The organism is Bacillus thuringiensis, from assembly GCF_022095615.2.
Lineage (GTDB): Bacteria > Bacillota > Bacilli > Bacillales > Bacillaceae_G > Bacillus_A > Bacillus_A cereus_AG.
The window spans coordinates 1222761-1236564 of the sequence record NZ_CP155559.1 but is presented as its reverse complement, the minus strand read 5'-3'; the positions used below and the strand labels follow the sequence as shown (position 1 = coordinate 1236564).

Here is a 13804-nt window from a genome sequence, read left to right as displayed (position 1 = left end):
ATTTATCTCTTTATTCCACGAAATGTGTTATTGGTTTTACGGTGTTTTTCGTCATATTTATAGAAACTAACTGTTTATGAAGCATTTTTTATGTTTAGCAACTTTTTTTGTAGAAATCCTTCACTTTCCTTTCAATATTTAACACTATCTAAATAAAGTTTACGATAAATTCATAATTTTTTATTTTTTATACTATATTCCGTTATATTGTTGTATAATATCAATGAAAGCGCTTATTATTTCAATATACATAATTCGAACTTATTTTTATCAAAACATTCTAACTATTATACTTATATTTACATGCAACAATTTTAGTTATCTGTATAGGTATACCAAATATATCCACCCCATTTTTCTGTAAAATTACTTTATAACATGAAAGATTAACTTGGGTGATAAGTTATTGTGAATGTTTTTTTACAAAACAGATAAGTAATAGTGTTTGGTATTATGTAAATTATTGTAATAACATAAGAGTAAAGAAAACATTTACATTAATTATTAGTTCATCACTTATTGAAAAAGAGCAAAATGCACCTTTTGTTAGGAAAAGGATTATATGCATTGGGAGGTTTAAACAAATGACGAGGAAGAATACAACGACAAACCCTTGGGCCAAGTTCCATGGTCCGAACCTTGGTTATGTTATTGAACAGTATGATCTTTACGTAACTGGAACAGGTTCTGTTGATCCGGAATTACAAGAGCTTTTTGAAATTTTTGGAGCTCCTTCGTTTCAAGATGATGTCGTAACAGGGGACAACACAGCAACACATTTTTCTCCTCAAAACACAGGGAACATTGAAAAAATTCTTAAAGTCGTTCAGCTTGTTGAACAGATTCGTTCTTTCGGGCATACGTTGGCTCACATCAATCCGATGGAAGATGCTGCAAATGGACAATCTCTTCTTGAGAAAGCAATGAACGAACTGAGCGATGCTGACTTGAAAGCGATTCCAGCAAAGACAGTATGGCAAGAGGCACCAGAGGGTATTCACACTGCACTTGATGTAATTCATAGATTAAAAGACGTTTATACAAAATCTTTAGCTTATGAATTTTCTCATATACAAGATAGTGAAGAACGCGCATGGTTGCATCAAATGGTGGAATCAAATTCATTGCGTCAACCACTATCAAATAAAAAACGAACTGCTCTTTTAAAACGTTTAACAGCTGTTGAGGGTTTCGAGCAATTCTTGCATAAAACATTCGTTGGGCAAAAACGTTTCTCTATCGAGGGCGTTGATATGCTTGTACCTGTTCTAGATGAAATTGTTCTAGAAGGTGCAAAGGACGGCGTAGAAGATGTCATGATTGGTATGGCTCACCGCGGTCGTCTAAGCGTACTTGCACACGTATTAGAAAAACCATATAGTCACATGTTTGCTGAGTTCAAACATGCAAAAATAGAAGGCGCAGTGGCAAACTCTGGCTGGACTGGCGACGTGAAATACCATTTAGGTAGAGAACAAGTCGTTAGTAACGAAGAAGTTAGCACTCGCGTTACATTAGCAAATAACCCAAGTCACCTTGAGTTCGTTAATCCTGTTGTAGAAGGTTTCGCACGTGCGGCTCAAGAGAATCGTAAAAAATCTGGTCTTCCAGAACAAGATACTTCAAAATCATTCGTAATTTTAGTTCATGGTGATGCTGCATTCCCTGGTCAAGGTATTGTATCTGAAACGTTGAACTTAAGCAGATTGAATGCGTACCAAACAGGCGGAACAATTCATGTTATCGCAAACAATGCAGTTGGTTTTACAACTGATAGCTATGATTCTCGTTCTACGAAATATTCAAGTGACCTTGCAAAAGGTTTCGATATTCCGATTGTTCACGTGAACGCTGATGATCCAGAAGCTTGTCTTGCTGCTGCTAACCTTGCGATTCAATATCGTACATTGTTCAAAAAAGATTTCTTAATCGATTTAATTGGTTACCGCCGCTACGGTCATAACGAAATGGATGACCCAGCAGTTACACAACCACAAGTGTACAAAAAGATTAAAAATCACCCAACTGTACGAGCAATTTATGCAGATCAATTACAAACTGCTGGCGTTCTAAATGCAGATGAGGTTGAAACAATTACTCAGTTTATACAAGAGCAATTAAAATCTGACTATGCACAAGTACCACCAGCTGATACGAGCGATGCAACAATTCATGTTAAAGTGCCAGATGTTGTTGCAAAAGGTATTCAGCCAATTGATACTGGTGTTGAGATTGACTCACTTCGTGCAATTAATGAAGGTCTACTATCTTGGCCAGAAGGCTTTAACGTATATCCGAAAGTGAAGAAAATTCTTGAGCGCCGTAAAGATGCTCTTGAAGAGAACGGTAAAATTGAATGGGCACTTGCTGAGTCATTAGCATTCGCTTCTATTTTACAAGAAGGTACGCCAATTCGTTTAACTGGTCAAGATTCACAGCGTGGTACATTCGCGCATCGTCATATCGTATTACACGATACTGATACAAATGAAACATATTCACCATTACATCGTTTACCAAACATTAATGCATCATTCTCTGTTCATAACAGTCCGTTATCAGAAGCTGCCGTTGTTGGTTACGAGTATGGTTATAACGTATTCGCTCCAGAAACTCTTGTTATGTGGGAAGCGCAATATGGTGACTTCTCAAATACTGCGCAAGCATTATTTGATCAATATGTTTCAGCTGGAAGAGCAAAATGGGGTCAAAAGTCTGGTTTAGTTCTTCTATTACCACACGGTTATGAAGGTCAAGGACCAGAGCACTCTAGTGCACGTCCAGAGCGTTTCTTACAGTTAGCTGCTGAGAATAACTGGACAGTTGCAAACTTAACGAGCGCGGCACAATACTTCCATATTTTACGTCGTCAAGCATCTATCTTAGGAACAGAAGCTGTTCGACCATTAGTATTGATGACGCCGAAGAGTTTATTACGTCACCCACTTACGCTGTCAACTGCTAGTCAGTTAAGCGAAGGACGTTTCCAGCCTGCTCTAGAACAAGAAAACCTTGGTACAAAACCAACTAAAGTAAAACGTCTTGTTTTAAGCACAGGTAAAATGGCGATTGACTTAGCAGCAGAAATTGAGTCTGGTAAACATGAGTATAACTTAGATGAAGTTCATGTCGTTCGTGTTGAACAGCTGTACCCATTCCCTGCTGAGAAAGTTCAATCTATTATGAAACGCTTTAAAAACTTAGAAGAAATTATTTGGGTTCAAGAAGAACCTCGTAATATGGGCGCATGGCATTACATGGCTCCAATTCTGTTCGAACTTGCTGGAGATAAAGTGAAAACAGGTTATATTGGACGCCCAGATCGCTCTAGCCCATCTGGCGGCGATCCATTCGCTCACAAAGCTGAGCAAGAACTAATTGTTGCTCACGCTTTAGATGTGAAGTATAACTTCCGTCAAGATAAACAAGAGATTGAAGTTTTCAGCAACTGAAAGTAACAATGAAGGTTTCTAGCTTGTTCCCCGGACAGATATTCTGCCCGGGGAACAAGCTAACAAATGGAGATTACCGAAGACAAAAGAAGAAAAAACACACCGTTAGGCAAATAAGGGGAGGACATTTAAAATGATCGAAATTAAAGTACCTGAGCTTGCAGAATCTATTACTGAAGGAACTATCTCACAATGGCTTATCAACGTAGGCGACAAAGTTGAGAAAGGTGGCAGCGTTGTTGAGCTTGAAACTGATAAAGTCAATGTAGAAATCATTGCAGAAGATTCAGGTATTGTATCGAAGTTACTAGGCGAACCTGGGGATACAGTTGAAGTTGGCGCAACTATCGCAATTTTAGATGCAAACGGAGCACCAGTTGCAGTAAGTACACCTGCACCAGTGGCTGAGCAGCCAAAACAAGAAACAACTGAAGCACCGAAAGCTGCGGCTCCAACTACTGAGCAAGCTGCAACTCTACAAGGTTTACCAAATACAAACCGTCCTATCGCATCACCAGCTGCTAGAAAAATGGCTCGTGAATTAGGAATCGACTTAAACGACGTACGTAGCACAGATCCACTTGGACGTGTGAGACCACACGATGTACAAGCTCATGCTACAGCACCAAAAGAAGCACCAGCTGCTCCAAAAAGTCCAGCTCCTGCTCCAGTTGCAAAAACGGAATTCGAAAAACCAGTTGAGCGCGTAAAAATGTCCCGCCGCCGTCAAACAATTGCAAAACGCCTTGTAGAAGTTCAACAAACATCTGCAATGTTAACAACATTTAACGAAGTTGATATGACTGCAATCATGGAATTACGTAAAGAGCGTAAAGATGCTTTCGAGAAAAAACATGATGTACGTCTTGGCTTCATGTCATTCTTCACAAAAGCAGTTGTTGCAGCATTAAAACAATTCCCATTATTAAATGCTGAAATTCAAGGCGACGAGCTTATCATTAAAAAATTCTATGATATCGGTATTGCAGTAGCAGCTCCAGATGGATTAGTTGTTCCAGTTGTACGCGATGCTAACCAATTAAACTTCGCTGAAATCGAAAGTGAAATTCGTAATTTAGGTATGAAAGCACGTGACAACAAACTTTCATTAAAAGAACTACAAGGTGGTACATTCACAATTACAAACGGTGGTGTGTTCGGTTCTCTAATGTCAACACCGATCCTAAACAGCCCACAAGTTGGTATTTTAGGAATGCACAAAATCCAAGTACGTCCAGTTGCAATTGATGCAGAACGTATGGAAAACCGTCCAATGATGTACATCGCTTTATCTTACGATCACCGTATTGTTGATGGTAAAGAAGCAGTTAGCTTCCTTGTTGCTGTTAAAGATATGCTTGAAGATCCAAAATCATTATTATTAGAAGGTTGATAGATTATTAATCTATTACAGGATGTAGAATGAATCATTCTACATCCTTTTTTTATTGCATTCATACGGGACAAATTTCATAACATAAGCTAATAATGTATGCCTAAAACGTAAGGAGGATTAAAATGAATAACCTTCCAATTCATGCAAAACTTAAAGCAAATAAGGATACTTTCTTCCTTCCCGACTCAAACGGGGGTGTCTATTTTCGAAATAACGCCAGTTCATTTCGTATGGACGGTGATGGAATTTACAATTGGATTGAAAAATTAATGCCAATGTTTAACGGTAACTACTCTTTAGCAGAAATAACCGACGGTCTCCCTCTCCCCTATCAAAATCGTGTATTTGAAATCGGAGAGATTTTATATGAAAATGGCTTCGTTCGGGATGTAAGTCAAGATGCACCTCATGAATTAAATAGTGCATTACTTGATAGATACGCTTCACAAATTGAATTTTTAGAAGCTGATTCTCATTCAGGCGCTCTAAAATTCGAAACGTATCGCGCGGCAAACGTCCTTATAATTGGTTCTGGAGATATGCTTACTTCCCTAGTTTCTTCTTTATTAGAATCAGGATTACCTACCTTTCATTACCTTGTTACAGATTATGAGGAAACAAATTACGACCGCATCCATGAGCTAGTAGAACTTGCATATGAAGTTGATGATACTGTACTTGTTCAAGAAATTGATACGACAATTGATCGTCCCCTGCATGAAGTGTTCGAGCCTTTCGACTGGGTTTTGTACGTTTCTCAAAATGGAGATATTGAAGGTTTAAGAGCAGTTCACACGATTTGTAGAGAAATAGGAAAGAGCTTCATACCAGCCGTCTGTTTATCAACACTTGGTATAGCTGGTCCTATTGTAACAGCTAATCATGAAGAATGCTGGGAATCCGCATGGCACCGGCTACATGAAACGACTTTACAAAATGAACATTCATCAGCATCATTTTCACCACTTCCATCTGCAATGTTAGCAAATATAATCGTATTTGAATTACTTAAGCATGTCGCTGATGATTCTTACCGAGAAAAAGAACCACAATTCTTTTTATTAAATTACGAAACACTCGAAGGAGCATGGCATCCTTTTATAAAACATCCTCTCGCAACTGATGAAAGTTTTACAATTGATACGATAGAAAATCTTTCTGAACAACTTGAGCATCGGTCCAACCAACATACCTCAACTGATTTATTCCGCTTTTTTGACTCATTAACTTCTAAAGAAGCTGGTTTATTCCATGTATGGGATGAACAAGATTCCTATCAATTACCGTTATCACAATGCCATATTCAAGTAGCTACTCCACTATCAGATGGTCCTGCTTCCCTCCTGCCTCTTATGACTTGTGGTGGTTTAACTCATAATGAAGCGCGCCGAGAAGCTGGTTTAGCAGGAATTGAAACATATGTAGCGGAAATTATGCACCGCCTTATTCCTGAACACAACGATATTGGTATTGGCGCTGGGGAAACGATGACAGAAGGTGTATACCGGGCACTACAACAACATTTAAATAATAAATTGTATGAGCGTCAGTCACATATGCTAGAAGAAATTACGACGGTCGACTTAACCGAAATTCATGATAAACATTGTAGATTTTATTACGATGCTCTCGCTACAATTCATGAAACACCTCAAATAGCAGTAAGTGAAGAGATTCTCAGTTTTCCAGTCGTTTGGGTCGGTATAAATGATCGATGGTACGGCGCATCTAATATTAATACAACGTTAGCGTTACGAAATGCACTACAACTATCCCTTCTTCATATTCAAAATGAAGAGACTCCATACAGAGCTAATATCTTGCCGGAATCCTCTATTATTTTATATGACACGGATTCTTTTAGATTAGAAATACAGGCGGAAGAAGAAATTCCAAGCACGCAATCTGTACAGCTTGCCTTGCAACATTTAGAAGAACATAATTTTTATCCATTCGTGTTTGATTTAGCTATTGAACCATTTTTGAAAGAGAACTTAGATGGTGTGTACGGGGTATTAATTGCAAAGGAGGACAGTCTATGACTCAAAATATATTACTTATAGGAGATGGCCTTCTGGCAAACTATGTACACGATCAATTATGCAAACAATATTCTATCATTCGTCAACATAGTCTTACAGAAGAACTCCCTGAAAATATTCATCTCGCTCTCGTATTACATGATGGCTCTCCTTCTTCTATTCATCATGATGCCGAGCTAATGTTTCGGTCGAATCAGATTCCGTGGTTACGCGGGTTTACTTCATTTGGTGAGGGTATTATCGGTCCTTACATTCATCCTCTTGTAACTGGCTGTTCCAACTGCTCTGATGGGCGCCGATTTATCGCTGGCTTTGATCAACAAGAAATGTGGGAACTACAACGGAAATATGAGTTAAAGGCAGATCATGTAACAAGACGTGATGTACGTGCCACCCAAAATGGTATGTTACAAATGTGCCATCTTATTTGCGCAGGAACAGAGAAAATATTAGCTCATCACCATTCTTCTTTAGAAAATGAACTCATTTTACTAAACTTACAAACACTGCAATGTACACGTCATTCCTTTCTTGCAGATCCCCTCTGCCCTGTATGTAGCAATTTGCCTGATGACACAGCAGATGCAGCTGTGATTTCGTTACAACCGAGCTTAAAAACAAGTGATGCAACATATCGCTGTCGTTCCATTCATGAACTAAACACATTTTTAACGAGAGATTATTTAGATTATCGCGTCGGTATGTTGAACGGAAAAATGCAGCATTCTTTATTACCTTTTGCTGATGTGATTATAAACATGCCATTAATGTTTGGAAATGAAGGGGTTGCAGGCCGAACTCTTTCATTTGCAATGAGTGAAGCGACTGCTATTTTAGAAGGTTTAGAACGATATTGTGGTATGTCACCTCGAGGAAAAAAGACAAATGTACACGGCAGTTTTCGTGAGTTAGAGGATTATGCGCTTAATCCCCTCTCGCTCGGTGTACATACAACTGAACATTATAATCGTAATAGTTTTCCGTTTAAACCGTTTGATCCTGACTATGAACAAAACTGGGTATGGGGCTATTCTTTATTACAAAACCGGCCGATTTTAATTCCTGAATCAATCGCTTATTATAGCCTCGGTCATCGAGATGCTTTCGTGTATGAAACATCAAATGGATGTGCAATTGGTGGTAGTTTAGAAGAAGCAATTTTTCACGGCATTTTAGAAATTGCAGAGCGCGACGCCTTTTTGCTCACTTGGTATGCGGAATTACCTCTCCCCCGCCTTGATCTTAGTTCAGCAAATGATACGGAATTACAATTAATGATTCAGCGGCTGTACACGATTACTGGGTATGAGTTACATGCTTTTAACGCAACGATGGAACACGGTATTCCAAGCCTATGGGTAGTTGCGAAAAATACGCGTGAAAATGGAATGAACGTTGTTTGTGCGGGAGGCTCTCATTTAGACCCTGTCCGCGCTTTAAAAAGTGCCATTCATGAAATAGCAGGCATGTTACTAATAACAGATGATGAACTCGAACAAAAAAGAGAGCATTACGAAAACTGCTTACACGATCCTTATCTCGTTAATAAAATGGAAGACCATAGTATGCTGTACGGATTGAAAGAAGCGGAAGAACGTCTTCACTTTCTTTTACGTGACGATGCCCCAGTGCAATCGTTCCAAGAAATGAATACATTACAATCAGTTGATCTAGACTTGACATCCGATCTTCATCAACTTTTAAACCGCCTGCAGCAATCTGGACTTGACGTAATCGTTGTAGATCAAACAGTACCTCCTATAGAAAAAAACGGATTACATTGCGTAAAAGTTATTATTCCAGGCATGCTACCGATGACGTTTGGCCACCATCTCACTCGGGTTACAGGACTAGATAGAGTATATACTGTGCCGATGACACTTGGATATACAAACGAACCTTTAACGAATGAACAATTAAATCCACATCCGCATCCGTTTCCATAGTAAAGGAGGGGATTCTATGCAGCTGGATACTTTTTTACATCATCTCCATTTTTCGATTGATGAAATTATGCCGAATCATGAAGTGGACTGGGAAGATGCACCGCTTCCTTATAAATTATATCGAAATGTACCTATCATCCCTCTCACTTTAGAAATCCCATTACCTTTACCTAACTCATCTACTACACCTACTTTGAAGGAGATTGGTCATTACCTTTGGTACTCATTTGGTTTAACACAATTATGTCAGCTAAATAGTGAGAAAATTTTATTCCGAAGATCTATCCCTTCAGGAGGCGCTTTATATCCAAATGAATTGTATATATATTTAAAGATTGACGATTATCCAGACGGCATTTACCATTACGACACCGCGCATCACCAGCTTGTTTTACTTCGTGAAGGGAATTTCGATTCTTATCTTTCGGAAACACTCGGCAATCGTTGTAACATACAGTCTTGTTTTGGTGCTGTATTCGTATCTACTATGTTTTGGAAAAACTTCTTTAAATACAATAACTTTTCGTATCGTCTTCAAGGATTAGATAGTGGTGTTCTCATCGGTCAATTACTTGCATGTGCCAAACAATTCGGTTACACAAATGGCGTATATTTTCAGTTTCTAGACCGTGCAATCAATCATTTACTCGGACTGTCAGAAGGAGAAGAAAGCGTGTATGCTGTTGTTCCTTTCAGTACAGAACCGCAAACGAATTGGTTTCACAATGATCACCGTGAAAATAAAACAGTGACTTCTCATGAGTTATTGCAGCAAATTCCGCCGTTAGCACATGAGCATTTCATTCGATCAAAGCAAGTAGATAAACATCCTATGATAACCAAAATAAATGAATCTTCTATGATCGAATCGACAGCACACTTCCAAACGCTACATCATGAAGAGCACTATCAACATCATGCGCATGCTGTACAGCTACCGAAAGTAGAACGGTTATCGTATGATTTCTTACAACTTTGTAAAAAACGATATTCTCCTGATGCTGACTTTACTTTAACGAAATGGGATACAGCCGAGCTCGCTACTTTACTACAAGAAGCGAGCCTCGCCTTTCCTTATTACAACGACCTTGATGGTCAGTATGTAAATAAAAATGCGCGTGTCTCTTTATATGGATGTTTTTATAACGTAAAAGATATAGAGAATGGCGCTTATTCTTATAACAGTAAAACGCATTCCATACAACCACTTCGATATGGAGACCTTCGTTATCCCCTTCAATCTAGTATGACGATGGATAACGTGAATCTTTTTCAAGTACCGCTTTGCCTACATGTAGTCGGAAAGAAAGATTACTATACAAATGCATTAGGCTATAGAGGATACCGTATTCACCAAATGGAAGCTGGTATACTCGTTCATAAACTCGTTTTTGCTGCAACTGCTATGGGGATGGGCGGGCATCCATTATTAAGTTTTGATACAAATGCATGTGATCAATTGTACGGGATAGATACTCGAAATGAAACGTCACTAATTCAAATTCCTGTTGGGGCGTATCGAGCGCGGAATTGGTTAAAAGGAGATTTGCGTATTTAGAAGCACGCCGGTGAACGGCGTGCTTTTTTAAAGGACTTAATTTATAAAAAGCGAAATGAGTATATATTCTTACATAAAAGGAGAGTTTAACTTGAGCATGTTACAACGATTAATTCAGCAAGCAAAAAATCCTCGCGGGACAATTGGTTCTTCTATGCTTTGTATTATGAATGCTGCACATACGAGACTAACAAATTGGGCTTTACAAAAAATACATATACGTGAAGATGAGATTACTTTAGATACCGGTTGTGGCGGTGGTAAAACAATACATACTCTTTCAAGACGAATTCCGTTTGGGAAAATATGCGGAATTGACTATTCAGAACAAGCCGTTGAAAACTCGAAGAAAGCTAATATGAAAGATGTAAAAACAGGGAAAGTAATCATTCAGCAAGCTAGCGTCTCCTCTATTCCTCACAATACGAACTTTTTCGATCTCATTACCGCCTTTCAAACGCACTACTTTTGGCCGCATGTCGAACAAGATATAAAAGAAATATTTCGCACATTAAAACCAAACGGTTCTTTTTTATTAGTTGCTGAAACTTTTAAAATTCAATATCATATGAAGAAATTTAAAACGACTGAAGAAATAGTAAATCTACTTTATAAGACAGGATTTACAAGCGTGAAATGTTATGAAGAAAGAGGTTGCCTTTGTGTAATAGGAATTAAGTAAAAAAGCAGACCCTTTGAGGTCTGCTTTTTTTTACTAGATTAATTTAAAGATACTCTTAATTTGTCTTGCAAATAACCAATTTTTTGTACCGTAGTTATCATTTAAACTATCTAAATTGATAGATTGTCCGTTAGCAAACTGTAATTCTAACGTTGTATTTTTGTCATTTGTTTTTAAACTGCTATTTGTAATCGCATCATACTTTAATTTTTCAATTTCAACATACTCATCTTTTTCTTGTCCGATCACGACATGGTCTTGGAAGAAGAACAATACTTCTACTTTCTTACCGAAACAAAATACGTTTTTCGTATAAATTAATGTCGCATTATCAAGTCCAACACAAACTTCTTTCATCTCTTCCACAACATGTCCAAAGTCTTCTTCTTGTCTTGCGTTTGATTCAGCAATCCATTCTTCGATTGTTTTCATGTTAATTGCCATACTGTGCCCCCTGGTTCGTTCATTGCTTTGTTTAAAAATTAAATACTATATGAAAATATAAGCGATACGTACTATGTTTTCAAGGGTGAACGGTATATTCGAAATAAAGTGAAACTTTAATCAGTGGGGGTTTTGTTCATCCCCCACTGATTATTAGTTGAACCAATCGGACGTTTACGGACAGTTGATCTCCCACCTAACTTCTTTGCCCCAACTGAATTTTGAGGTGGGAGTTTTACTGTCCGTTAACGCGGGATAAAGTTAAATTTCAAAGTAATATACTAGGAGCATCGATTTCATTATATTTTAAACGTTTGAACGAGACATTCTTCATCATCGATTAACTGTTTTTTCTCATCAAATTCTATGTTTAGCTCCCTATATACTTTCTTCCAAAAAGAAACTGCTGGTACATTTTTCACAAGTTCGATAACGAAATACTGTCCTCGTTTCTCTTTTAGTACATTCTCAATAACTCTTTTACCAATTCCTTTCCCTTTGTACTGATTCAATATGAAAATGTCATTTATACCAAAGTCATTTTCCTTCTTCAAAAACGGGCGTTCCAATAGTAATAAAAATCCTACAATATCATTATCACCTTTAATAAAATACGGAGTAATTCCATCATTTCCCCAAAACATATGCAAATCTTCGTATTCAAAAAAACCATTTTCCCCAATCGTTATATTAGGAGTGAATGTAGAAAGGTCATGAAGATATAGTGCGTACAAATTACGTAATATTTCTTTTTCTGATTCTTGAACTGTTTGAAGTGTTACAAACATTTTTAATGATCCCCTTCCCTATATGTAACTGTTTCTCCCTCTTTATTATTCGCTAAAAAAGTTTACCTACCTTTGCAAAAAAAATAGCACTTAAAAAGTGCTATTCTGCTCGCCTTGCCGCTTGCTGAATTGGATCCCAAACGCTGTTATATGGTGGTGCGTAACTTAAGTCGACATCTTCTAAATCGTGAATGCTCATTTTATTGAAAAGTGCCATTGCGATCACATCAATCCGTTTATCCACACCTTCTTCTCCAATTACTTGTCCACCTAATAATTGTTTCGTGTCAGAGCGATATAATAATTTCAAGTGAAGTGGCTTAGCACTTGGATAATAACCGGCCATATTTGTTGAATCTATATTAACCGTCTTATACGGGATGTTTAGCCCTTTCGCTTCTTTTTCATTTAAGCCTGTTCTTGCGAGTGTCAAATCCATAAATTTAATAATACCTGTACCTAACGTACCTTTAAAGGCTCTTCGTTTATCCAGCATATTCAGTCCAGCAATCCGTCCTTGTTTATTGGCAGTCGTTCCAATTGGAATATGGTCATGAATTTCTTTTATAACGTGATAATGCGTCGCACAATCACCAGCTGCATATACGTCCTGCACATTCGTTTGCATATATGCATTTACTTCAATTGCCCCTTTATGATTTGTACGTATATTTGTTCCTTCAAGAAAATCAGTATTTGGCTTTACTCCAACCGACACTAAAACAAGATCTGCTTTATACGTTCCTTTGTCCGTTTCAATTTGTTCGACTCTTTCATTTCCTTTAAATGCTTTTACATTTTCATTCGTTAAAATTTCAATATGATGTTTACCTGCTTCTTTATGTATATATTCAGCCATATCTGCATCGTAAATCGTACCGATATGATCATTTCTCTCAATCATTCTTACTTTCTTACCAAGTTCGACGAATGTTTCTGCCATCTCCAGTCCTATCGCACCGCCGCCAATAATGGTTACATCCTCAACTTTATTCGTTTCTAGCGTTTTTAATATACGCTCAGCATCCGGAATTGTTTTTAAAAGATGAACGCCTTGCAAATCTCGACCTTCCCATTCTGGCATAACAGGACGCACTCCAGTTGCAATTAATAATCGATCATACGGAAATTCAAAAACATCTTTCGTCTTCGTATGCTCTGCGTACACGATTTTCTTTTCCGTATCTACTTTCGTTACTTCATGTCGTACTTTCGCATCAATTCCATATTTATCACGAAACGTCTTTACATTGCGCGCGACTAATTTTTCCGTTGAAGCGATAGCACCACTAATGACATACGGTAATCCACACTGCGCGTACGAATAAATTTCACCTTTTTCTAACGTTACAACATTTGCAGTTTCATCGTTTCTAACAATTTGCATAGCTGCACTCATACCAGCTGCATCTCCGCCAACAATGACATAGTTCACTTTACCACTCCTTCTTTTTTACATACTCTTTACGGTTTCCATATTTTATAGAAATAACACC

General features: G+C 37.8%; 9 protein-coding genes. 6 read left to right on the top strand and 3 right to left on the bottom strand.

Annotation, left to right across the window (positions count from 1 at the left end):
• The first annotated feature begins 584 nt into the window (after positions 1-584).
• From odhA to KZZ19_RS06310, 6 genes are all read left to right on the top strand, one after another.
• A complete protein-coding gene (gene odhA / locus KZZ19_RS06335; RefSeq protein ID WP_237979891.1) occupies positions 585-3452 on the top strand; it encodes a 2-oxoglutarate dehydrogenase E1 component in 2868 nt (955 codons plus the stop codon).
• A gap of 133 nt (positions 3453-3585) precedes the next feature.
• On the top strand, positions 3586-4845 hold the full coding sequence (gene odhB, locus KZZ19_RS06330) for a 2-oxoglutarate dehydrogenase complex dihydrolipoyllysine-residue succinyltransferase (protein ID WP_088095603.1): 1260 nt from the start codon (positions 3586-3588) through the stop codon (positions 4843-4845).
• A gap of 125 nt (positions 4846-4970) precedes the next feature.
• Positions 4971-6890, top strand: a complete 1920-nt coding sequence (locus KZZ19_RS06325; protein WP_237979890.1) for a putative thiazole-containing bacteriocin maturation protein — start codon at positions 4971-4973, stop codon at positions 6888-6890.
• Positions 6887-8836 carry a TOMM precursor leader peptide-binding protein gene (locus KZZ19_RS06320; RefSeq protein ID WP_237979889.1) on the top strand — a complete coding sequence of 650 codons (1950 nt, stop codon included), beginning with the start codon at positions 6887-6889 and terminating at the stop codon, positions 8834-8836. Before KZZ19_RS06325 ends, KZZ19_RS06320 begins: the two co-directional genes overlap by 4 nt.
• 16 nt (positions 8837-8852) lie before the next feature.
• On the top strand, positions 8853-10394 hold the full coding sequence (locus tag KZZ19_RS06315; protein ID WP_237979887.1) for a SagB family peptide dehydrogenase: 1542 nt from the start codon (positions 8853-8855) through the stop codon (positions 10392-10394).
• Between the two features lie 91 nt (positions 10395-10485).
• Positions 10486-11076, top strand: a complete 591-nt coding sequence (locus KZZ19_RS06310; protein ID WP_237979885.1) for a class I SAM-dependent methyltransferase — start codon at positions 10486-10488, stop codon at positions 11074-11076.
• A 33-nt stretch (positions 11077-11109) separates the two neighbouring features.
• Here KZZ19_RS06310 and KZZ19_RS06305 read toward each other — a convergent pair whose 3' ends face one another.
• The 3 genes from KZZ19_RS06305 to KZZ19_RS06295 all read right to left on the bottom strand — a co-directional run bounded on the left by KZZ19_RS06305 (position 11110) and on the right by KZZ19_RS06295 (position 13743).
• Positions 11110-11520, bottom strand: coding sequence for a DUF3908 family protein (locus tag KZZ19_RS06305; RefSeq protein ID WP_237979884.1), 411 nt, complete (start codon positions 11518-11520; stop codon positions 11110-11112).
• A 299-nt stretch (positions 11521-11819) separates the two neighbouring features.
• Positions 11820-12308 (bottom strand): GNAT family N-acetyltransferase, encoded by a 489-nt coding sequence (locus KZZ19_RS06300; protein WP_088095596.1) that lies wholly within the window; start codon positions 12306-12308, stop codon positions 11820-11822.
• A 100-nt stretch (positions 12309-12408) separates the two neighbouring features.
• Positions 12409-13743: an FAD-dependent oxidoreductase gene (locus KZZ19_RS06295; protein ID WP_237979883.1), complete on the bottom strand. Its 1335-nt coding sequence runs from the start codon at positions 13741-13743 to the stop codon at positions 12409-12411.
• Positions 13744-13804: the final 61 nt, after the last annotated feature.

Coding starts and splice junctions, on each gene's coding strand:
- odhA (WP_237979891.1), top strand. CDS start 585: ATGACGAGGAAGAATACAACGACAAACCCTTGGGCCAAGTTCCATGGT.
- odhB (WP_088095603.1), top strand. CDS start 3,586: ATGATCGAAATTAAAGTACCTGAGCTTGCAGAATCTATTACTGAAGGA.
- KZZ19_RS06325 (WP_237979890.1), top strand. CDS start 4,971: ATGAATAACCTTCCAATTCATGCAAAACTTAAAGCAAATAAGGATACT.
- KZZ19_RS06320 (WP_237979889.1), top strand. CDS start 6,887: ATGACTCAAAATATATTACTTATAGGAGATGGCCTTCTGGCAAACTAT.
- KZZ19_RS06315 (WP_237979887.1), top strand. CDS start 8,853: ATGCAGCTGGATACTTTTTTACATCATCTCCATTTTTCGATTGATGAA.
- KZZ19_RS06305 (WP_237979884.1), bottom strand. CDS start 11,520: ATGGCAATTAACATGAAAACAATCGAAGAATGGATTGCTGAATCAAAC.
- KZZ19_RS06300 (WP_088095596.1), bottom strand. CDS start 12,308: ATGTTTGTAACACTTCAAACAGTTCAAGAATCAGAAAAAGAAATATTA.